At 69.9% G+C, this 21,903-nt stretch carries 15 protein-coding genes, 1 pseudogene and 2 riboswitches; of the genes and pseudogenes, 10 read left to right on the forward strand and 6 right to left on the reverse strand.

Annotated features, from left to right (window positions below; translation table 11 throughout):
* Positions 1–3: 3 nt before the first annotated feature.
* The 8 genes and pseudogenes from AC3IFE_RS02585 (at position 4) to AC3IFE_RS02620 (ending at position 12,582) form a co-directional block, all read left to right on the forward strand.
* Positions 4–4,992, forward strand: coding sequence for an amino acid adenylation domain-containing protein (locus tag AC3IFE_RS02585; RefSeq protein WP_489189506.1), 4,989 nt, complete (start codon positions 4–6; stop codon positions 4,990–4,992).
* Positions 4,982–6,013, forward strand: coding sequence for a GNAT family N-acetyltransferase (locus tag AC3IFE_RS02590; RefSeq protein WP_489189507.1), 1,032 nt, complete (start codon positions 4,982–4,984; stop codon positions 6,011–6,013). Before AC3IFE_RS02585 ends, AC3IFE_RS02590 begins: the two co-directional genes overlap by 11 nt.
* 33 nt (positions 6,014–6,046) lie before the next feature.
* Positions 6,047–7,425 (forward strand): annotated as a pseudogene (locus AC3IFE_RS02595) (lysine N(6)-hydroxylase/L-ornithine N(5)-oxygenase family protein).
* A 45-nt stretch (positions 7,426–7,470) separates the two neighbouring features.
* Positions 7,471–9,711, forward strand: a complete 2,241-nt coding sequence (locus AC3IFE_RS02600; RefSeq protein ID WP_489189508.1) for a TonB-dependent siderophore receptor — start codon at positions 7,471–7,473, stop codon at positions 9,709–9,711.
* Positions 9,712–9,799: 88 nt separating this feature from the next.
* Complete coding sequence (locus tag AC3IFE_RS02605) at positions 9,800–10,639, forward strand: formyl transferase (protein ID WP_089467412.1); 840 nt, start codon at positions 9,800–9,802, stop codon at positions 10,637–10,639.
* The gene (locus AC3IFE_RS02610; RefSeq protein WP_489189509.1) at positions 10,639–11,655 is read left to right on the forward strand and encodes a GNAT family N-acetyltransferase; all 1,017 of its coding nucleotides are present in this window, start codon (positions 10,639–10,641) and stop codon (positions 11,653–11,655) included. The genes AC3IFE_RS02605 and AC3IFE_RS02610 overlap by 1 nt, the downstream gene beginning before the upstream one ends.
* Before the next feature lie 250 nt (positions 11,656–11,905).
* Positions 11,906–12,169 carry a type II toxin-antitoxin system VapB family antitoxin gene (gene vapB, locus AC3IFE_RS02615; RefSeq protein ID WP_089467953.1) on the forward strand — a complete coding sequence of 88 codons (264 nt, stop codon included), beginning with the start codon at positions 11,906–11,908 and terminating at the stop codon, positions 12,167–12,169.
* A complete protein-coding gene (locus tag AC3IFE_RS02620; RefSeq protein ID WP_089467414.1) occupies positions 12,166–12,582 on the forward strand; it encodes a PIN domain-containing protein in 417 nt (138 codons plus the stop codon). The genes vapB and AC3IFE_RS02620 overlap by 4 nt, the downstream gene beginning before the upstream one ends.
* Positions 12,583–12,633: 51 nt before the next feature.
* Here AC3IFE_RS02620 and AC3IFE_RS02625 read toward each other — a convergent pair whose 3' ends face one another.
* Positions 12,634–13,539: a nucleotidyl transferase AbiEii/AbiGii toxin family protein gene (locus AC3IFE_RS02625; RefSeq protein ID WP_089467415.1), complete on the reverse strand. Its 906-nt coding sequence runs from the start codon at positions 13,537–13,539 to the stop codon at positions 12,634–12,636.
* Positions 13,508–14,578, reverse strand: a complete 1,071-nt coding sequence (locus AC3IFE_RS02630) for a type IV toxin-antitoxin system AbiEi family antitoxin (RefSeq protein WP_489189562.1) — start codon at positions 14,576–14,578, stop codon at positions 13,508–13,510. The genes AC3IFE_RS02625 and AC3IFE_RS02630 overlap by 32 nt, the downstream gene beginning before the upstream one ends.
* A 324-nt stretch (positions 14,579–14,902) precedes the next feature.
* Here AC3IFE_RS02630 and AC3IFE_RS02635 point away from each other — a divergent pair, with 324 nt between their 5' ends.
* Positions 14,903–16,066 carry a M20 aminoacylase family protein gene (locus AC3IFE_RS02635; RefSeq protein ID WP_489189510.1) on the forward strand — a complete coding sequence of 388 codons (1,164 nt, stop codon included), beginning with the start codon at positions 14,903–14,905 and terminating at the stop codon, positions 16,064–16,066.
* A gap of 170 nt (positions 16,067–16,236) precedes the next feature.
* Here the strand turns inward: AC3IFE_RS02635 and AC3IFE_RS02640 are convergent, their stop codons facing one another.
* The 4 genes from AC3IFE_RS02640 to cobA are packed head-to-tail and all read right to left on the reverse strand — an operon-like array spanning position 16,237 to position 19,363.
* On the reverse strand, positions 16,237–17,541 hold the full coding sequence (locus AC3IFE_RS02640) for a cobyrinic acid a,c-diamide synthase CobB (protein ID WP_489189511.1): 1,305 nt from the start codon (positions 17,539–17,541) through the stop codon (positions 16,237–16,239).
* 2 nt (positions 17,542–17,543) lie between these two features.
* Positions 17,544–18,146, reverse strand: coding sequence for a cob(I)yrinic acid a,c-diamide adenosyltransferase (gene cobO / locus AC3IFE_RS02645; protein WP_089467418.1), 603 nt, complete (start codon positions 18,144–18,146; stop codon positions 17,544–17,546).
* A 33-nt stretch (positions 18,147–18,179) separates the two neighbouring features.
* Entirely contained in the window at positions 18,180–18,557 is a 378-nt protein-coding gene (locus tag AC3IFE_RS02650; RefSeq protein ID WP_489189512.1) for a cobalamin biosynthesis protein, read from the reverse strand.
* Positions 18,554–19,363, reverse strand: a complete 810-nt coding sequence (gene cobA, locus AC3IFE_RS02655) for a uroporphyrinogen-III C-methyltransferase (RefSeq protein WP_489189513.1) — start codon at positions 19,361–19,363, stop codon at positions 18,554–18,556. The genes AC3IFE_RS02650 and cobA overlap by 4 nt, the downstream gene beginning before the upstream one ends.
* A gap of 110 nt (positions 19,364–19,473) precedes the next feature.
* Positions 19,474–19,711: riboswitch (cobalamin riboswitch) on the reverse strand.
* A 291-nt stretch (positions 19,712–20,002) separates the two neighbouring features.
* Here cobA and AC3IFE_RS02660 point away from each other — a divergent pair.
* Positions 20,003–21,499 (forward strand): EAL domain-containing protein, encoded by a 1,497-nt coding sequence (locus tag AC3IFE_RS02660; RefSeq protein ID WP_489189514.1) that lies wholly within the window; start codon positions 20,003–20,005, stop codon positions 21,497–21,499.
* A gap of 82 nt (positions 21,500–21,581) precedes the next feature.
* A riboswitch (cobalamin riboswitch) is annotated at positions 21,582–21,845 on the forward strand.
* Positions 21,846–21,903: the final 58 nt, after the last annotated feature.

Genomic DNA, 21,903 nt, shown 5'->3' on the forward strand with positions numbered 1-21,903 from the left:
CGGATGACGAAGGTTCAACCCGACTGGCTCGCGCTCGCGACGCGTTTCGCGCAACTGCCCGACGCGCAGCGCGCGGTCTTCATCGACAAGCTCGGCGCGGCCGGCATCGACTTCCGCGTACTGCCGATTCCGCCGCGCACGCCGCGCGGCGATCGCGTGCCGGCGTCGTTCGCGCAGACGCGGCTGTGGCTGCACGCGCGGCTGATCGATGCGCCGGACGCGTATCACATCACCGAGCGCCTGGCGCTGACGGGGCCGCTCGACGTGCATGCGCTGCGTCTGGCATGCGATGCATTGATCGCGCGCCACGAGGCGCTGCGCACGACCTTCGACGAAGCGCAGGACGGCGTCGCGCAGACGATCCACGCACCGCTGCGCTGCCCGTGGCGCGAAACCGATCTCGAAGCGCTGCCGGACGCGCAGCGCGCGGCGCGCGCCGAAGCGGTGGCAACGGCCGATGAAGCCGAGCCGTTCGATCTCGGCACGGCGCCGCTCGTGCGCGCGCATCTGGTGCGCTTCGACGCGACGCATCACTGGCTCGCACTGACCGTGCATCACATCGTGTCGGACGGCTGGTCGTCGGGCGTGATGCTGTTCGAGCTTGCGGCGTTCTATCGCGCGTATGCGTCGGGGGAACCGGTGCCGCTCGCGCCGCTGCCGATCCAGTACGCCGACTACGCGCTGTGGCAGCGCCGCTGGCTCGATGCCGGCGAACGCGACCGTCAGCTCGCATTCTGGCGCGAGCGGCTCGATCCGCAGCGCGGCGTGCTGACGCTGCCCGGCGCGTCCGCGCGGCCGGCCCGTCGCAGTGCGCGCGGCGCGCGTCATGTGTTTTCGCTCGACGCGCGTATCGGCGCGCAGTTGCGTGCGTTCGCGGCGGCGTCCGGCGCGACGCCGTTCGCGGTGCTGCTCGCCGCGCTCGATGCGCTGCTGGCGCGCGCGACCGGCGACGCGCGGATCTGCGTCGGCGTGCCGGCCGCGAACCGCGAACGCGCGGAAGTCGCCGGCCTGATCGGCTTCTTCGTCAACACGCTGGCGATCGACGTCGACGTGCCCGCGCACGGCGATTTCTCGTCGCTGGTCGCGCGTACGCAGCGCGCGCTCGTCGACGCGCAGATGCACCAGGACGTGCCGTTCGAGCAGGTGGTCGACGCGCTCGGCGTGCCGCGCAGCGCGAGTCACCATCCGCTGTTCCAGGTGATGGCCGCATACGGCGAACGCCGCGCGCTGCCGCCGCTCGGCGCGGCGTCGGCCGCGCTGCTGCCGTCGGGCACGCCGTCCGCGAAATTCGACCTGACGCTGTCCGTCGAGGCGACGCCGGACGGCACGTTCGACGCCGCCTTCATCTACGCGCTCGACCTGTTCGACGCGGATGCGATCGCACGGCTGGCCGCGCGCTTCGTCACGCTGCTGACCGATGCGCTCGCGCGTCCCGAGATGCCGATCGGCGATCTCGACTGGCTGCCCGCCGACGAACGCGCGCAGCTCTTCGCGTGGAACGCGCCGGCCGGCGCGACCGACGCCGAGCCGTTCGTACCGGTGCATGCGCGCATCGCCGCGCATGCGCACGCGCGGCCCGACGCACGTGGCGTCGCCGATATCGACCGCGCGTTGACGCGCGGCGAGGTCGATGCCCGTGCCGCACGTTTGGCGCGCCATCTGGTGGCGGCCGGCGTGCGGCCCGAGATGCGCGTGGGCGTCGCGCTGCAGCGCTCGGTCGACCTGCTCGTCGCGCTGATCGCGGTGCTGAAGTCGGGCGCCGCGTTCGTGCCGCTCGATCCGGCTCATCCGCGCGAACGGCTCGCGCAGATCGTCGGCGATGCGGCCATCGCGCACGTGCTGACCGACGCCGCGAGCGCCGCATCGCTGCCCGAATTGCCTGAACTGCGCATCTGGCGCGCCGACGCAATCGATGCGCTCGACGAAGCCGCGCACGTCGCGCTGCCGGCCGTGCTGCCCGGCCATGCAGCGTATGCGATCTACACGTCGGGATCGACCGGCAAGCCGAAGGGCGTGATCGTCGATCACGCGTCGTTCGCGCTGCATTGCGCGGCGATCGCCGAGCGCTACGGCGCGGGCGAGAACGACGTGTTCCTGCTGTTCCAGTCGGTCAATTTCGACGGCGCGCACGAAGGCTGGTTTTCGCAGTACATGTCGGGCGCCGCCGTGTCGGTGACGGCCGACGTGCTGTGGCCGCCCGCGCAGACCTGCGCGATGATGATCCGCGACGGCGTGACGATGACCTACGTGCCGCCCGGCTGCGCGGCCCAGCTCGCCGAATGGGCGCTCGCGCACGGTGCGCCGCCGACGCTGCGTTCGCTGACCGTCGGCGGCGAGGCGACGTCGCGCGAGGCGTTCGCGATGCTGCGCCGCGCGCTGCCGAACGTGCGGGTGGTCAACGGCTACGGCCCGACCGAAACGGTCATCACGCCGACGTTGTGGATGTTCCGCCCCGGCGACGATCTCGCGAAGCTCGGCGACGCCGCATATCTGCCGATCGGCACGCTGGTCGGTGCGCGCACCGCGCACGTGCTCGACGCGCGGCTGCATCCGCTGCCGGTCGGCGTGATCGGCGAACTGTACCTGGGCGGCGAGGGCATCGGCGTCGCGCGCGGCTACCTGGACCGCCCGGCGCTGACGGCCGAGCGTTTCGTGCCCGATCCGTACGGCGCGCCGGGCGCGCGGCTGTACCGTACCGGCGATCTCGTGCGGCGCCGCGCGGACGGCGTATTCGATTTCATCGGCCGCGTCGATCACCAGGTGAAGCTGCGCGGCCTGCGCATCGAACTCGGCGAAATCGAAGCGCAGCTCGCCGCGCACGACGCGGTGCGCGAAGCCTGCGCGGTCGTGCACGGGCAGGGCGCGCTCGCGCAGCTCGTCGCGTACGTCGAGTTGACCGCCGAAGCACAGGCGGCCGCGCAGCCGGTCGAAGCCGCGACGCTCGACGCGCACCTGCGCCGCACGCTGCCCGACTACATGGTGCCCGCGCAACTGATCGTGCTCGACGCGCTGCCGCGCAACGCGAACAGCAAGGTCGACCGGGCGCGGTTGCCCGCGCCGGTGCGTGTCGAACGCGCGTACGAAGCGCCGCACGACGGCGACGAAGCCGCGCTCGCGGCGATCTGGTGCGACGTGCTGAACCTGGAACGCGTCGGCCGCGGCGATCACTTCTTCGATCTCGGCGGTCATTCGCTCGCGGCCGTGCGCGTCGCGACGCGCGTGGCCGAACGGCTCGGCCGCGACGTGCCGGTGCGCGCGCTGTTCGAGGCGCCCGTGCTTGCGCAATACGCGCGGCAAGTGGCCGATGCGCCGCGCGCCGCGCATTCCGGCGCCACCGCGCCGGGCGTGGCCGTGGCCAAACCGGACGCGCACGGCGTGTGGCCGCTGTCGCCCGCGCAACTCGGCCTGTGGTTCCTGTGGCGCGCGCAGCCGGACAGCGCCGCGTACAACATTCCGGTCGCGCTGCGCGTGCGCGGCCCGCTGGACGTCGATGCGCTGCGCGCCGCGTTCGCGGAGGCGGCGGCCGTGCATCCGGCGCTGCGTGCGCGGCTCGTCGTCCGCGACGGCGCGCTGCCGGGCCAGCGGATCGACGCGGACGTTGCGGTCGACCTGCCGGTAATCGACCTGTCGGCGCAAGCCGATGCGCTGGCTCGCGCGGCCGCGCTGACCGACGCGGATGCGCTCGCCCCGTTCGACCTCGCGGCCGACGCGCCGCTGTGGCGCGCTCGCGTGCTGCGGCTCGGGGCGGACGATCACGTGCTGTCGGTGACGATCCACCACATCGTGTCGGATGGCGAATCGATCGAGCTGTGGCTCGACGCGGTGCGCGCCCGCTATGTTGCCCGCGTGCAACGCAGCGCCGCGCCGGCTGATCGAGCCGTCGAACCGGCCGCGCAACCGCTCGTGCTGCCCGCGCCGTGCCATCCGGCGCGCGTCGCGTACTGGCGCGATGCGCTCGCCGATCTGCCGTCGCGCGTATTGCCGCAGCGCGCCGACGCGCCGGCCGTGCCGCAATGGCGCGCGGCCCGCATCGCGTTCGAATTCGATGCGCCGCTGATTCGCGCCGCGCGCGACGCCGCGTCGGCCTCGCATGCGACGCTGCCGATGCTGCTGCACGCGGCGCTCAATACCGCGCTGTTCCGCGCGACGGGCGTGGCCGACCAGCCGGTCGGCGTGCTCGCGTCGACGCGCGAGCTGACGGGCGACGCGGCCCGCACTGCGCTGGGCCTCTTCATCAACTCGGTCGTCGTGCGCACGCGGATCGATCCGGCCGCGCGCCGCGCGGACGTGCTGACGCAAGTGCGCGACACGGCGCTCGCCGCGTATGCGCATGCCGACGTGCCGTTCGCCGACGTCGTGGCCGCGCTGCGTGCGCCGCGCGCCGCGCAGGCCAATCCGCTGTTCCAGGTGATGTACAACTACCTCCGCCCGACCGGCGCCGCCGCGCGCGACTGGGCCGGCCTGTCGCTGGCCGGATTCGACGACGTGCGCCATCGCGTCGTGTTCACGCTGGAGCTGGACATCGTCGAGCATCCGGACGGCCGCGTGAGCGCCGCGTTTTCGTATGCGGACGAACTGCTCGCGCGCGATTTCGTCGAGACGCTCGTCGATCTGTATCACGACGAAGTCGCGCGTTTCGCCGGTGCGTCGCAGGCGGCGCTCGGCGGACCCGATGCGCACGCCGCCACGCACGCGGCGGCCGGCGTACGTACCAACGCCGCGACACCGCTCCACGCAAAGCCGTCGCATGCGGCCGCCGTGCTCGCCGCGCTGTGGTCGGACACGCTCTCGACGGCCGCCCCCGAGCCCGATGCGGACCTGTTCGAAGCCGGCGCGACGTCGTTCGACGTCGTGCGCTTCGTCGACGCGGCGAGCCGTGCCGGCCATGCGCTGACGGTCGCCGACGTGTTCGCGGCGCCGACGCTGGCGGCGCTCGGCGCGCGGCTCGATGCGCACGCGGAAGCGGGGCAGGAGGCGCGTCATGCTGGCTGAAGTGCGCCCGGACGGATTCACGATGCTCGATACCTACCGCCTCGCGTTCGCGGACGGCCTGTTCGCCGCGCGCGACGGCGCGGAGATCCGCGTCGCGCAGGGCGACGGGATCGGCGCGCAGTTGCTGCGCGCGCAGCTCGGCGACGACGGCGCGCTGCGCCTCGTCGCGTACAACCATCGCGCGGCGCCGGCCGACCAGCGGCGGGCGCTGCTGGCCGCACTGGCCGCGGCGTTTTCGGACAGCGCGCGCCACGCGGCGATCCGGCTCGACCCCGCCGCAGGGCCGGCGGGCGCGCTCGACGCGCTGCGCGCGAGCGGCGTGCTGGCCGACGGCGGCCGCTGCATGCGCGACGGCTGGGCGCAACAGGCCGACCTGTGGCGCGCCGGCCCGCATCTGCCGTGCGCGACGCTGCCGACCATCACCGACGGCCGGCGTCATCCGCGCCGGCCGCCCGCCCCGCGCGGCGACGTCTATGCGCGCGACCTGCCGGCGCTCGGCGTGCGCTTCACGCTGCGCGGCTGGCAGCCGGCGGAAGACACCGAGCGGCTCGCGCGCTGGTTCGACGAGCCGCGTGTGCGCGACGGCTGGCCGGGCGCACGGCCCGCGCAACACAGCGCGCAAGGCGCGCAGGAAGCCGACCCGCACGTAACACCGCTCGTCGGCTGTTTCGACGGCGAGCCGTTCGCGTATTTCGAGGCGTTCTGGCTGAAGGAGGACGCGCTCGCGCCGCACGTCGCGGCGCGCGACTACGACCGAGGGCTGCGGATGCTGGTCGGCGAGCCGCGCTGGCGCGGCGCGCACCGCGTGGCCGGCTGGCTGCCGTCCGTCGTGCATTACCTGTTTCTCGACGACCTGCGTACCGAAGCGGTCGGCTGTGCCGTTCCGGCCGGCCACACGCGGGTTGCCGACCATCTCGCGCGGCATGGCTTCGCGCGGCAGCGCCGTCTCGCGCTGGCCGACGCGCAGCCGCTGTGGATGCGCACGCTGCGCGAGACGTTCTTCTCCGGCCGTCACGTCTGACGGGCCGGATTCACCGATAAAGGGAGCTGAGACATGCAGAGAGAAACCGTATTCGACCTGATCGGCGTCGGCTTCGGGCCGTCGAATCTGGCGCTGGCCGTGCGCCTCGCGGAGCGCAGCGGTGCGCACACGCTCGCCCATTGCTTCATCGAGCGCCAGCCGGAATTCGGCTGGCATCGCGGGATGCTGCTCGACGATTGCCGGATGCAGATTTCGTTTCTGAAGGATCTCGTGACGATGCGCGATCCGAAAAGCCGCTACACGTTCATCAACTACCTGTTCGAACGCGGCCGGCTGAACGAATTCATCAACCTGAAGAACTTCTATCCGACCCGCGTCGAATTCCACGACTACCTGAGCTGGGTGGCCGACGCGTTCGACGATCGCGTCCATTACAGCGAGACCGTGCTGGGGATCGAACCCGTGCGCGGCGACGGCGCGAAGATCGACGCACTGCGCGTGCTGTCGCGCGACGCGGCCGGCCACGAGCGCCAGCGCGTCACGCGCGCGCTGTCGGTCGGCGTCGGCGGCACGCCGGCGATTCCCGATGCGTTCGCCGCGCTCGGCCGCGACCGCGTGATCCATTCGTCGACGTATCTGGCCGACATCGACCGGCTCGTCGCGTCGCCCGACGGCGAACGCCGCCGCGTCGCGGTGATCGGCGCGGGGCAGAGCGCGGCCGAGGTGTTCATCGACCTCGCGCGCCGCTTCCCGCACGTCGACGCGAGCCTCGTGATGCGCGCGGGCGCGCTGAAACCGGCCGACGACAGCCCGTTCGTCAACGAAATCTTCAGCCCCGAATTCACCGACGTCGTCTATGCGCAGCCGCACGACGCGCGCCGCGCGCTGCTCGAGCGCTATCGCGACACGAACTACGCGGTGGTCGACCGGCCGTTGATCGAGCAGATCTACGAAATGCTGTACCTGCAGCGCATCGACGGCACGCCGCGTCATGCGCTGCTCGCGAACACCGCGATCGAGGCGGCGGGGGGCCCCCCCCCGACGGCCGCATCGAACTGACGCTGCGCGACCGGATGAGCGGCGCCACGCGCGTCGAGCGTTTCGACGCGCTCGTGCTCGCGACCGGCTACCGCCGCGACACGCATTCGGCGCTGCTCGAAGGGCTCGCGCCGCACCTGGGCGATGCGCTCACGCGCGGCGAGGTCACGCGCGACTACCTGCTCGCGACGCCCGAGCACTTCGCGCCGCGCATCTACCTGCAAGGCTGCTGCGAAGACAGCCACGGCCTGTCCGACACGCTGCTGTCGGTACTGGCGCGCCGCGCCGACGAAATCTGCGCGTCGCTCGAAGACGGGATCGCGCCCAGGCATGACGAAGGCGCGGCCCGGGCCACGCAAGAACAACGACCGAACAACGGGGTGAGCGCGGGCCGGATGGCTTTCGCTCTTTGACAAAGGCGCGGTCGGAGACCGCATGAAAAAGTGGAGCAGAAGAAGATGGAGTGGGCAACAGGCACGCGTTTGCGTGCGATCGCAGCCGCGGCAAGCGTGGCGTTCGGTACGGCAGCGGCAGGGCACGCCTATGCCCAGACGGCGCCGGCCGTGAACGCAGGCGCCGCGGCGTCGGCCAGCAGTGCACAAAATGGCGCGGCGGCGAATACGTCGACCGCCGCGCAGAACGGCACGCTGCCGGCGATCACCGTCAACGCGGCCTCGGAGGGCGACGGCACGGTCGGACTCGTCGCGAAGCGCAGCACGACCGGCACCAAGACCGACACGCCGCTCAACGAGATCCCGCAGACGATCAACGTCGTCACCGCGCAGCAGATCGAGATGACCGGCGCCACCGACGTGAACGCGGCGCTGCGCTACGTGCCGGGCTTCTCGTCGTACGGGTCGGACAACCGCTCCGACTGGTACGCGGCGCTGCGCGGCTTCACGCCGACCGCCTACGTGAACGGGCTGCAGGTGCCGAACACGATCAATCTCGCGAGCTGGCGCGTCGATCCGTACATGATCGACAGCATCAGCGTGCTGCGCGGGCCTACCTCGGTGCTGTACGGCGCGGGCGATCCGGGCGCGATCATCGACGTGCACACCAAGCTCGCCGACGGCGAGCGCGTGCGTGAGGCAGGCGTGCAGATCGGCAACTACGCGCGCAAGCAGTTCATGATCGACGTCGGCGACAAGCTCGACCCGGACGGCAAGTATGCGTACCGGTTCGTCGGCGTCGCGCGCGACGGCAACGCGCTGACCGGCCCGAACAACGACCAGCGCGTCGCGCTCGCGCCGTCGTTCCGCTGGCGCCCGGACGCGGATACGTCGCTGACGCTGTCGGCGACCTACCTGCAGGACTGGGGCGACATCTCGTCGAACTTCATGCCCGCGCAGGGCACGGTGCTGCCGAACCCGAACGGCCAGATCAACAAGGACATCTACGAAGGCGACGGCAGCTTCAACTACTACCGCAAGAAGCAGTGGTCGGTCGGTTACCAGTTCGAGCGCAACCTGACGCCGGCCTGGACGTTCCGCCAGAACACCCGGCTGATGCACCTGTCGCTGGACAACGGCTCGGTGTTCGGCAACGGCTTCGTCGACGGCAGCACGACCGACGTGTCGCGCTGGGCCGGCGTGTTCCAGATGAACTACAGCCGCTTCGACATCGACAACAACCTCGAGGGCCGGTTCGCGACGGGCCCGCTGCAGCACACGCTGCTGCTCGGCTTCCAGTACAACCGGCAGACCGCGACCGACAGCGAATGGCTCGCCGCCGCGCCGCCGCTGAACATCTACAACCCGGTGTACCAGCCGGTCACGACGGCGGTGTTCACGCCCGACGCGACGTTCCGCACCAACACGTACACGACGATGAACACGTTCGGCCTGTACGCGCAGGACCAGGTCAAGTGGGACCGCTGGACGCTGACGCTCGGCGGCCGCGAGGATTGGGTCAACATGCGGCAGGACGACCGCGCGGCCGGCACGTCGACGAAGGCCGACGTGACGGCCTTCACCGGCCGCGTCGGCCTCACGTACCAGGGCGACTACGGGTTGTCGCCGTACGTCAGCTACGCGACGTCGTTCAATCCGCTGATCGGCGTGAACCTGCTCGGCGGCGGACTGCCGCAACCGACGCGCGGCAAGCAGATCGAAGCCGGCCTGCGCTGGCAGCCGCCCGGCAAGAACCTGATGCTGAACGCGGCGATCTACCAGATCAACCAGACCAACGTACTCACGTCGGCGCTGCCGAGCCAGGACCCGACCGGCACGAAGTCGGTGCAGACGGGCGAGGTGCGTTCGCGCGGGATCGAGCTGAGCGCGACCGGCAAGGTCACGCGCAACCTGTCGGTGATCGCGTCGTACGTCTATCAGGACGTGAAGAACGTGCAGGCCAACGACGTCTCGCTGAACAACTGGCCGGTCGACATTCCGCGGCCGCGCCAGATGGCGTCGCTGTGGACCGACTGGACCTGGCACACCGGGCCGCTCGCCGGCTTCGGCCTCGGCGGCGGCATTCGCTACCAGAGCGCGTCGGCCGGTGCGGCCGACAACTCGCTGACGGTATCGAGCGTCACGCTGTTCGACGCGGGCCTGCATTACGACGTGCGTAACTGGCGCTTCGCCGTGAACGGAACGAACCTGTTCAACCGCCATTACATCAGCGGTTGCCAGTCGGCGAACGTCTGCGTTTTCGGGACCGACCGCACGGTGATCGCCACCGCGAAATACAACTGGTGACGTCGCGCGCCACGGCTCGCCGGCCGGCCCTCGCGGCCGGCGCGGGCCGGCCGCGGCGCCTTCGTCCGCTTTTTTCCACGACGCATCCATGCCGAAGAAAAATCTCGTCTACATCCAGTCGCTGCGCAACGGCGCGGCCGATCGCGCCGGCCAGCCGGTCGCTTATCGAGGCGGCACGCGCTACATGAAGGCGCCGCTCGAATTCCTCGTCGAGCGCCTGAACGATTCGCCGCTCGGCGAACGTTACACGCTGCAGGGCGTGATCGTCGACGACGACGAAGGCTCGCCGGCCGATCGCGCGAAAGTGGCCGATTACGGTTTCGCGCGCACGCCGGGCCGCCCGTGGATCCTGCCGGAAGGCCTGACGGTGCAGGGCCGGGCGGTCGACGAACTGTTCTGTTCGATCCCGTCGACGTATCGGCGGCTGCCGCGCGACGCGCGTGAGCGCGTGGCCGGCAAACAGGCGTTCGAGCGCCGCCTGCTCGAGCGCCTGCTCGAACTCGACGCCGACATCGTCGTGCTCGACGGGCTGCTCGTGATCCTCGACGAACTCGTGCGGCCGGGCGCGCGCTTTCACCGGCGCATCGCGAACATCCACCCGGGCATCACCGCCGACGATTCGCCGTACCAGCGGCGCGGCGCGTGGGCGACGCTCGACGCGCTGCACGGCGCACGCGGCGAACGGGTCGACTGGGCCACCGGCGCGACGTCGTCCATCGAACCCGTGACGATGACGGGCGCGTCGTTCCACTACGTCGACAACGGTATCGATTCCGGCGAGGTGATCTGCGACGTGCTCGACACGCCGATCGCGCCGGACGACACGATTCTCGAACTGCGCTGGAACAACTTCCAGCGCAGCCTGTTTCCGGCGCTCGAGCGCGGGCTGCACGTGCTCGCCGATCGCCACGACGCGGGAGCACTGTGATGCAAGACACGCTGACGAAACCGACCGGCGCCGCCGACGCCGTCGAAGGTGAAGTGGCCGCCGCGCTCGACGGCGCCGTGCATGGGCAGGCGGCGGCCGTCGTCGAGCATGCGCTCGACGCATGGCGGCCCGACGACGCACCCGACGCGCTGCTCCCGACGCTGGTGGCGCTGTTCAACACCGACACGCGGCTCGACGCGGCGACGGTCTCGGTGCCGCTCGGCGGCGCCGATGCGGCGGCCGTGGCGTCGTACGTGGCGCGTGCGGTGCGCGAAGGCGTGATCGACGGCGCGCAGGTCGCGGGCGACACGCTGCGGCTCACCGTGTCGCGCACGACGTTCTGGCAGAATCCGCGGCCGTGGCTGAAGGCGCCCGCGTCCGGCGGGATGCCGCTGCGCTACGCGATCACGAACGGCCATCGTCATCCGGTGCGGCCGCCGTCGCCGGCCGGCGAGATCTATGCGCGCCCTATGCCGCAGGTCGGGATGACGTTCAGCCTGCGCACCGTCGACATCGACGCGCACGCGGACCTGTTCAGCGGCTGGATGAACCTCGACCGCGTCGCGCATTTCTGGGACCAGCGCGGCACGCGCGACGAGCATGCGGCGTATCTCGCCGAACGGCTGGCCGACCCGCACATGCACCCGATGATCGGCTATTTCGACGACACGCCGTTCGGCTATTTCGAGTTCTACTGGGCGAAGGAGGACCGCCTCGCGCCGTTCTACGACGCGCACGACTACGATCGCGGGCTGCACCTGCTGATCGGCGACTCGCGGTTCCAGAGCGCCGGCAAGCTGCATGCGTGGTGGAGCGGGGTGCTGCACTACATGTTCGTCGACGAACCGCGTACCCAGCGGCTCGTCGGCGAGCCGCGCGTCGATCACGTGCGGCATATCGCGTACATGCATCGGCTCGGGTTCTATACGCTGAAGGAATTCGATTTTCCGCACAAGCGCGCGGCGCTCACGGTGATCGAGCGCGAGACGTTCTTTGACACTTTCCGGTTGCCGTGAGAGGGCGGGCGCGCGGCGTCGGTGCGACGGCGTGCGCGGCCTGGCGATGCGCATGCATCGGCCGTCCGGTATATGGACCGCGCGGCCTGCGTCATGAAGAATGGATCGCTCCTCTCATCGACGACAGGCCGGCAGCATGAATCAGACATCCTCGACGGCGTGGGGCGCAGCGGAGAATTCGCGTCCCGCCAAATTGACATATGCCAGCATATGCCTAGAATGGGCGCATCGTACTCCCATGGAGTGGCTCATGCGCACTGTTTCCATTTTCAAGAACGCCCGTAACCAGGCAATCCGCATCCCGAAGGACATGGAGTTCGAGGGCGTCACGGAACTCGAGATCCGCCGCGAGGGCGACACACTGCTGTTGCGGCCGGTCCGTCCCACGTGGCTGTCGTTCGCGAATGAACCGCGGGCCGATGCCGATTTCCTGGCCGAACGCCCGGCCGTCATCGAATCCGGTCGCTTCGACCTGTCCGGCGATGCCGATGCGCCGTCGGAGTCCCATCGGTGACCACGCTCTATATGCTCGATACGAACATCTGTTCGTTCATCATGCGCGAGCGGCCGCCCGTGGTGCTGTCACGGTTGCAGTCGTGCGTTCACGCGCAGCACCGGATCGTCGTGTCGGCCGTGACCTATGCCGAGATGCGCTTCGACGCGGTGGGCAAGGAAGCGTCGCCGAAGCATGCGGAACTCGTCGCGGCCTTCGTTGCGCGGCTCGACGGCGTGCTGCCGTGGGATGCGGCGGCAGTCGACGCCACCGCCGCGATTCGCGCGGATCTCGCCGTGCGCGGCACGCCGATCGGCGCAAACGATGCGTCGATCGCCGGGCATGCGATCGCGGCCGGCGCGGTGCTGGTCACGAACAACGGCCGCGAATTCGGTCGTGTCACGGGGTTGTCTGTCGAAGACTGGGCAGCTTGAGCCGGATGGGCTGTGGCGTCGTCATCTTGCCGGGGTGCGTCACGTTACACGTCACACGTCGCGCGCGAGCGGAGCGGCAAGAAAAGCGCCACGGAACGCGTCGAGATACCGGTCCGCGTCGTCGTTGAATTCACCCGGCAACAGTGCGAACGCACGCGCCAGCAGATCCTGCCCGAGCATTGCGTAAATCGCGTCGTCGGATAACAGCGCGTGAATGGCGTCGTGCGTCTGCGGCAACGCGATCTGTTTCGCATCACGCGCCAGCAACGCCGCTGCCGCCAGCGCCGGCTGGAAACCATGCAGTTCTACGAGATCGGGCGCAACGTCCCAGATCCGCTCGCGATTGCCCGCGTCGTGAAAATGCGTGAGCAGGAACAGCAGGTCGTACGCGTCGCTGTTCTGGCGCGCGCGCCGGTCCTTCCACGCGAGCAGCTTCAGCAGCGCGAGCGCCGGCAGGCTCGCCACCGGCACCGTGACGCCGGCGCCGATCGATACGGCGAGCGCCGTATCGACCGCCTCCTGAAACCCCAGCACGTTCAGCACGAAGTCGCCGCCCGGCGGCCAGGCGATTTCGCCGGGCGGCGTTTCAAGCGGCCCGAACGGCACCAGATCGAGTTCGGTGCGAAAACCCGGCGAGCCGCTGTCGAACAGCAGCTTTTGCCGATGTTTCGGCGCGAGCGCGAATCGCCCGGTCGCGACGAGCGTATCGACGAGCTGCGCATGAAACGGCCAGCTCACCGCGCACACAGCGACGTCGACGTCCCGCGTCGCTCGCATCGGACGGATGCCGTACACGTGCCACATCAGGATGTCGCGCGCGGTCGCGCCGGCAACGACGAATGCCGCGTCGAGCCGCGCGCAGGCCGTGCCGACCGCCTGCAGCAGCGCGACCGCCGCCGGCTCGAGCGGCCGGCGCGCGTCGATTTCAAGCGGGCGGGTGGGCGAGGTATCGGTCATGGATGTGTTCGGCGGCAGCAAGATTGCGGCTGTCTCCGGACGAGACGAGATCCGCGTAGATCAACAGCGGCGGCACGAGCGGCACGTCCTGCTCGCGCCAGTCGAGCGTCGGCGACGGCGGCCAGAACGCTTCGAGCAGTTCGACGTCGCCGTGCTCGTCCGGGCGCAGGCGGGCTTGCAGCAGCAGGCGGTTCGGCACGGCGCCGTGCGTATAGACGGTGATCGTCGCGGGCTTCAGGTCGTGCGTGAGCAGATCGGCCGCCGCTTCGCCGCCGAGCCGTGCATCGAACACGGCGAAATCGAAGCCGCGCCACCAGTCGGGTGCGATCGCGGCAAACCGCCGGGCCGGCAGTTTCGCGCGCAGGCGGCTCGGGTACAGCGCGACCCATTCCTGCAGGAAGCGCGGCCAGTCCGGCATCAGCCGTTCGCCGTTGCGCCGCTGCGCGACGAGGCCGCGCGCGATCAGGTCGTCCATCGCGAGGTTGACCGTGCCGAGCGCGACGCCCGACGCGGCGGCGATCGCGCGGTACGGCTGCGCGACGAGGCCAGGCTGCGTCGCGAGCGCGAACATCACGGCGAGCCCTTTCGGCGTGGTCGCGCGCGACGCCTGACGGCGCGGCGTGCGGGCAGGTTTCTGCCGGCCCGAGATCATCACGGTGGCCTCCGGCTGGATCAGGCTCGCATTGCCGGCGGTATCGAGAAACGGGATATCGTGCTCGGTCAGGCGGGCGGCCAGTTCGGCAGAAAAATAAGGCGCGACCAGCATCAGCGGCCGCTCGCCCGGCACCGGCGTGCCGCCGCGGCGACGCAGCGCCGCGAGCGCGCCCTGCAGCGAGTCGATGCCGACACTCACGGCCACCGGCATCTCGAACGTCTGCCCGGCGATGTCGAAGCGGATCATCGCGTCGGCGCGCGCCCGGTACGCCGCCGGCACGCGCACGGGCCGCGCATCGAAGCGCCGGGTCGCGCGCGCGAACGCGGCACAGGCCGCGTCGAGCACGTGCTGTTCCGACATCGGGAGGGAGGCATTCGCGGGCATCACGGAGAAGCGCTTGTTCATTGTTTTGTCAGCGTATACAAAAAATGTACAGCCGTCAAAAAATGAACAAACTTTCTCAAGCATTTGATATGAAAGGGCTGTTTCGGGGCGATGAGTCGCAGCCAACGATAACCTCCGTGTGAAAATTCGAGCCTGAACACAGAGTGTCGCGCGTACCGAGCGCACGCGGCAGTCGTCCGGATGGGAGAGGCGATTCGACCGGCAATCAATAGTTGCTGCCATGACGACTTTCTGTCTGTCCGGTTGTCGCTCAACACACTATCCTGCCTGCACCTTCCCCACCGCACTTCAGGAGACGACACCGTGACGCACAGCGTGATTCCCGCAGGCCTCGCCGACGAAATGATCGAGATCCGGCACCGCATCCACGCTCATCCCGAACTGGGTTTCGAGGAATTCGCGACGAGCGACCTCGTCGCCGAGCAGTTGCAGTCGTGGGGCTACGTCGTGCATCGCGGGCTCGGCGGCACCGGCGTCGTCGCGCAGTTGAAAGTGGGCAAGGGCCGGCAGCGCCTCGGCCTGCGCGCGGACATGGACGCGCTGCCGATCCACGAAACGACGGGCCTGCCGTACCAGAGCACGATCGCGGGCAAGATGCACGCGTGCGGCCACGACGGCCACACGGCGATGCTGCTCGCGGCCGCGAAGCACCTCGCGCGCGAACGCCGCTTCTCGGGCACGCTGAACCTGATTTTCCAGCCGGCCGAGGAAGGGCTCGGCGGTGCGAAGAAGATGCTCGACGAAGGGCTGTTCGAGCAATTTCCGTGTGACGCGATCTTCGCGATGCACAACATGCCGGGCTTCCCGACCGGCACCTTTGGTTTCCTGCCGGGGCCGTTCATGGCGTCGTCGGATACCGTCGTCATCGACGTGCAGGGCCGCGGCGGCCACGGCGCGGTGCCGCATCGCGCGATCGATCCGGTCGTCGTGTGCGCGCAGATCGTGCTGGCGTTGCAGACGATCGTGTCGCGCAACGTGTCGCCGCTCGACATGGCGATCGTCACGGTCGGCGCGATCCATGCGGGCGACGCGCCGAACGTGATTCCCGATCGCGCGCAGATGCGCCTGTCGGTGCGCGCACTGAAACCCGACGTGCGCGACCTGCTCGAAACGCGCATCAAGGAGGTCGTCCATGCGCAGGCGGCCGTGTTCGGCGCGACCGCGACGATCGACTATCAGCGCCGCTATCCGGTGCTCGTCAACGATGCGGAGATGACGGCGTTCGCACGCGACGTCGCACGCGAATGGGTCGGCGAAGCCAATCTGATCGACGGGATGGTGCCGCTCACCGGCAGCGAGGATTTCGCGTTCCTGCTCGAGAAACGGCCGGGCTGCTACCTGATCATCGGCAATGGCGACGGGGAGGGCGGTTGCATGGTGCACAACCCCGGCTACGACTTCAACGACGCGGCATTGCCGACCGGCGCGTCGTACTGGGTCAAGCTGGCCGAGGCGTTTCTGGTGTGACGGAGGAGGCGAGACATGCGGCACAGGGCCGACCATCGGCCCACTTAAGCGGGGCGAATGCAAAATGTACCGACATCTGTAGCCGCGCCCGTCGAATGCTGTAGTCGCTACAAAGCGACGTCCATCTCGACAGGCTTCGTGCCGCGTCATGCAGGCACGACATCGATCGTTCAGAACGCTTCCCCACCGAACAGCGCCACGACCGCATCCGGATTCGACGGCCAGTACATGTGCATGTACGTCGCGACGATCGCCCCCGCGCGATAAACGGCTTCGCCGCTGCCGGCCGCGCCATCGGGCCGGATGGCGGTCGCGACCGGCGCCAGCGGCGTATCCAGCCGCGAATAATGAAACGTATGGCCGCGCATCGGCCCGGTATGCGTATCGAGCTGCTGCATGCCGAGCGCCGCGAACCGGCGTTGCATCGTCGCACGCCCCGGCAGCAGGCCGAGCATCGGCGTCGTCGAGCCGTCCACGTCGGTCAGCGATTCGCACAGATACACCATGCCGCCGCATTCCGCGACGATCGGCCTGCCGGCTGCCGCATGCGCGCGAATCGTCTGAGCCGTCAGGGCATTCGCCGCCAGCGTCGCCGCATGCAGTTCCGGATAGCCGCCCGGCAAAAACAGCGCGTCGCAATCGTCGGGCACGGGTTCGTCGGCGAGCGGCGAGAAGAACCGCGGCTCGGCACCGAGCGTCTCCAGCAACGCGAGATTGGCCGGATAGATGAACGAAAACGCCGCATCGCGCGCCACCGCGATCCGCTTGCCGGCCAGCGCGCGCGGCAGCGGCGCGGCCACGTCCGGTTCCGCGAACGCGACGGCAGGCGGCAACTCGGCGAGTGCGGTTTGCGCGAGCACATCGGCCGCGCGATCCAGCCGTGCATCGAGATCGTCGATATCGGCCGGCTGATGCAGCCCGAGATGCCGCTCCGGCAGCGCGATGCCCGCATCGGCCGGCACGTGCCCGAGCCAGCGCAACGCGTCGGGCAACGCCTGTTGCAGCAATTCCGCGTGCCGCGCCGACCCGACGCGGTTCGCCAGCACGCCGTGAAACGGCACCTCGGGCCGGAACCGCGCGAGCCCGAATGCGATCGCCGCGAACGTCTGCGCCATCGCCTTCGCCGAAATCACCGCGACGACCGGCACGCCGAACGCGACCGCGAGATCGGCGCTGCTCGGCGTGCCGTCGAACAATCCCATCACGCCCTCGATCAGGATCAGGTCCGCGTCGCGCGCGGCGTCGGCGAGCAGCGCGCGGCAACCGGCCTCGCCGACCATGCCGAGATCGAGCGCATGCACGGGCGCACCGCTCGCGCGTTCGAGCAGCATCGGATCGAGAAAATCCGGTCCGGTCTTGAACACGCGCACACGGCGGCCGAGCCGACGGTGCAGCCGCGCGAGGCCGGCCGTCACCGACGTCTTGCCCTGTCCGGACGCGGGCGCGCTGACGAACAGCGCGGGGCAGGCCGGCATGCTCAGAACTCCACGCCGCGCTGCGCCTTCACGCCTTGCTCCTTGTACGGATGCTTGACGAGCCGCATTTCGGTGACGAGATCGGCCGCATCGATCAGCGCATCGGGCGCGTGCCGGCCGGTGACGACGACGTGCACCGATTCCGGACGAGCCGTGAGCGTCGCGAGCACTTCGTCGAGCGGCAGGTATTCGTACTTCAGCACGGTGTTCAGCTCGTCGAGGATCACCATCCGGTAATCGCCGCTTTCGATCATCCGGCGCGCCTCGTCCCAGCCCTTGCGCGCGGTCGCGATGTCGGCGTCGCGGTTCTGCGTGTTCCACGTATAGCCGTCGCCCATCGTCACGAAATCGCACTCCGCGACCGCGCCGAGGAAATCGCGCTCGGACGTGTGCAGCGCGCCCTTGATGAACTGCACGACACCGAGCCGCATGCCGTGGCCGAGCACGCGCACGGCCATCCCGAACGCGGCCGTGCTCTTGCCCTTGCCGTTGCCGGTGTGGACGATCAGCAGGCCCTTTTCCTGGGTGGCGGCGGCCTGTTTCTTTTCATGGCCGGCGCGGCGGCGTTCGGTCATCCGTTGATGGGATTCGGCATCGGTCTTCATCGGGAGTCGTCCTGTCGAAAGCGGAATAAAGGTTCAGAGCGGGCCGGCGAGCGCAACCGTCACGCCGCCCAGAATGGATTTGGGGCCGAGCAGCCGGCCATGCGGCGCCGCGAGCTGCGCGCACGGCTCGGCCACGCCGGCGACGCCGAAACGCGCAAGCGCGGCCGCCGACGGAGCGCTCGACGCGCATTCGGGACAATTCGCAATCCGCGCCGCATCGAACGCGACGAGCGGCCAGCCGCGGCGCGCGCACAGCGTGCGCAGCGCACAGGCGCGCGCCTTGTCGGCGAGCGTCGCGACGAGCGCCGGTTCGGCGGCCGGATAGCGCGCGAGCGCGGTGCGGATCGCGGCATCGAGTTGCGCGGCCGTGACGCCCGCGCGGAAACCGACACCGAGCGCGACGCGCATCATGCGCGGCCGCCGAGCGCCGCACGCACCGCCGGATCGTCGGCGAGCGCCGCGACGCGGCCGATCACGACGATCGCCGGCGAACCGATACCGGTTTCGGCGACGCGATCGACGAGCGTATCGAGCGTCGCGAGGACGTGGCGCTGGTCGGGGCGCGTCGCGTTCTCGATCGCCGCGCACGGCGTGTCGCCGGGCAGGCCGCCGTCGCGCAGCGCCGCGGCAATCGCGTCGAGCCGGCGGATGCCCATGTAGATCACGATCGTCATGCGGGTGGCCGCGAGCGTGCGCCAGTCGGGCTCGTCGGCCCCCGCGCCGTGGCCGGTGACGAAGATCACGCCCTGCGCGTCGCCGCGGTGCGTGACCGGGATGCCGAGCGCGGCCGGCGCGGCGATGCCCGCGGTGATCCCGTTGACGACTTCCGCCGGGAAACCCGCCGCACCGAGCGCGATCAGCTCCTCGCCGCCGCGGCCGAACACGAACGGATCGCCGCCCTTGAGCCGCGCGACGCTGCGGCCCGCGCGCAGGTGCGCGAGCATCGCGGCGACGATCGCCTCCTGCGGCGTCGACGCATGGCCGCCACGCTTGCCGACGTGCTCGATCAGCGCATCGGCGCGCGCGTGGCGCAGCACGTCGGGGTTCACGAGATCGTCGACGAGCAGCACGTCGGCCGCGCCGATCGCGCGCACGGCCCTGAGCGTCAGCAGGTCGGCGTCGCCGGGGCCGGCGCCGATCAGCCACGCGCGGCTCATCGCGCGCGGCACGGCGCGCACCGTGTCGAAACAGTGAAGCAGGGAAGGCGGGCGGCACATCGGCGGCCGGCGGGCAGGCAGTGCATGTCGGAACGGGCAAAATCCGCGCGAGCGCGGGGGGAATGCGCACCCGATCCGTTCCCCGCGGATCGGGCGTTCGGCAAGCATCGCGCTCGCCCCTTGCGTCGGCCGGTATCCGGGCTGGCCGCTTGCCAGACCGCAGCCTTCCCGCCCGGTCGAAGGGCAGTGGCATCGCGGGCGGCCTGGGCGCACGCGCGGGAAAGCGCGTGGCGCGGGCGGCGTACCGTTGCGGGGACAGCACAGGCCGGGCGGATATCCGCCTCCTGTTTCCCGTTTAACTGCATGCACGGAATGCGCATGCGAGCACCGAACGCGGCGCATACGATAGCACAGCGTGCATCGGGCGCGAGGCCGGCGAACCGCGCCCGTATCCGTCCGGGACGCAATCCTTGGGAGAGCCATCGCGCTGGTGTGCAATCATCTGGCCGGCGTCATGAGCAAGGCTCAGCCTCGGGTGGCCGGTCGCACCAAGCTGACGAGAGTCATACCAAAATCGGCTCGCTCTGCCGGACCTGCAGGGCGATGGCCACTACCACTACATCGCGAAGTGCCGCGCCTATGGCGAACGTACGCAGATGGACAACCTCCAGTCGGGCCGGTTATGCACTCGCGATCGGCATGCTGGTCGTTTCGGCAGGGTTGGCGCTGGAAACGTGGCCGCTGGTCACGAAGACCGTGCTGGCGCAATCGGTTGCCGGGCTGGGGACGCAAGTCGTGCAGCAGATCGACGTCGTGTTCGATTCGGCGGCCAGGACGCTTGCCGACGTGGATGCGTCGCCGTACGCGGACTGCTCGCCGCAGGATTTGCGCCTGTTGCGATCGGCTTCCGTGCGGTCGAAGTACGTCAAGGACGTCGGACGCCGGTCGGGCGCCGCTCTGCTCTGCACGACGATGCTGGGCATGCTGCCCAGGCCCTTTTCTCCGAAGCGGCAGCCATTCCGGCTGACCGACACGATGTCGGCCTTCTGGACCGTGCCGTTGTTGTCGAGCCCCGACACGCTGGGGCTCGTGGTCGCGGGAAGGCGGGCGAACCTGCTGATGGATCTGGACGCCTTCAGGGTACTGCCGCCGTCAGGCCTGCACTACTTGATCGGGCTCAGCGGCCACCCGACCGCGCGCGTCATCGGGCTCGACGCGCGCGGTGTCCCGGCGTACGTCGATGCCGGCCAGGTGCCGGGGTTTCGGGACGGCAAATCGTTCTGCTCGGCCCGCGTGCCGGTGTGCGCCATCGTCGTCGTGACGCCGCAAGCGCTGGCCAACGCCAGCCGGCACGCCGCCTGGCTGCTGGGGATCGCCGGCGGCGCGGCGGGCTGCTGCCTGGGGCTCGGGGCGCTGATGCTGCACCGACGCTGGGCCGCGCTTGCGGCGCAGATACGTCGAGCACTGGCAAACGGACAATTTGTCCTGCGCTATCAGCCGATCGTCGCGCTGGGCGCGTCGTCACGGATCGTCTCCGCCGAAGCGCTGATCCGCTGGATCGACGGGCCGGCCGCACCCGACGTGTTCATTGCCGAGGCGGAACGCGCCGGAATGATCGTCGACGTCACGGCCTTCGTCGTGCGCACGGTCCTGCGGGAGATGCGTGCGCTGTTCGACAACGCGCCGGACTTTCGCGTGACCGTCAACATCAGCGCGCCCGAGTTGCGGGACGGCAGCCTGATGGCGACGCTGGACAACTGCTGGCCGGCCGGATTGCCGCGCAAGCATGTCGGTTTCGAGCTGACCGAACGGTCGACCGTGGAACTGCCGGAAATTGTGCCGGCGCTTCGGCAATTGCGCGACCTCGGGCATCCCGTCTACATGGACGATTTCGGCACGGGCTACTCCAGCCTGAGCCTGCTGCAGCATCTTCCGATCGACTACATCAAGGTCGACCGTTCGCTGCTGCCGGCCACGCCGCAGCACGACGGCACCTCGATCATTCCGGAGATCCTGGCGATTGCCCGCCGGCTCGGGGTCGGCGTCGTCTTCGAGGGCGTCGAGACCCGTGAGCAGGCGCACATGCTCGACATGCCGGGGCAGTCGGTCTGTGCGCAGGGCTGGTATTTCGGGCGCCCCGATACGGTCGAAGCGCTGCAAGGCGCGATCACGGCGCAATCGCTGCGAACGGGCTGAGCATCGGACCGAAAACCCGGCCGCGACCCGCGCTCGCATGGACTCCCGCACGGCTCGCCTTGACGCTCCCGGCCCCGCCGCCTACACTCGCACGCGTTTTGGTGCTCGCGCGCGCCGCTCCGGCGCGTGCAGTTAAACGGGAAACAGGGAGCCTGCCTGCACCGCAGTCGAGCCAACCTGTGCTGCCCCCGCAACGGTAAGCGAACGCGTCGCGCGCAAGCGCCACGCAGCGCCGCTTCGCCGCATGCCCCGCGCATGCGGACGACCGCCACTGGATGCCGCGCATCCGGGAAGGCGAAGCGGCGTGTTCGTCAGCCCGGATACCGGCCTAAACGTTGGGGTTCAGCGCCGCGGGGAGGCGGCGCATCGTCCACGGCCGCAGCCGGCCCGACGCCCGGTGTTCG

Source organism: Burkholderia sp. APQ4-4ca, assembly GCF_057837105.1.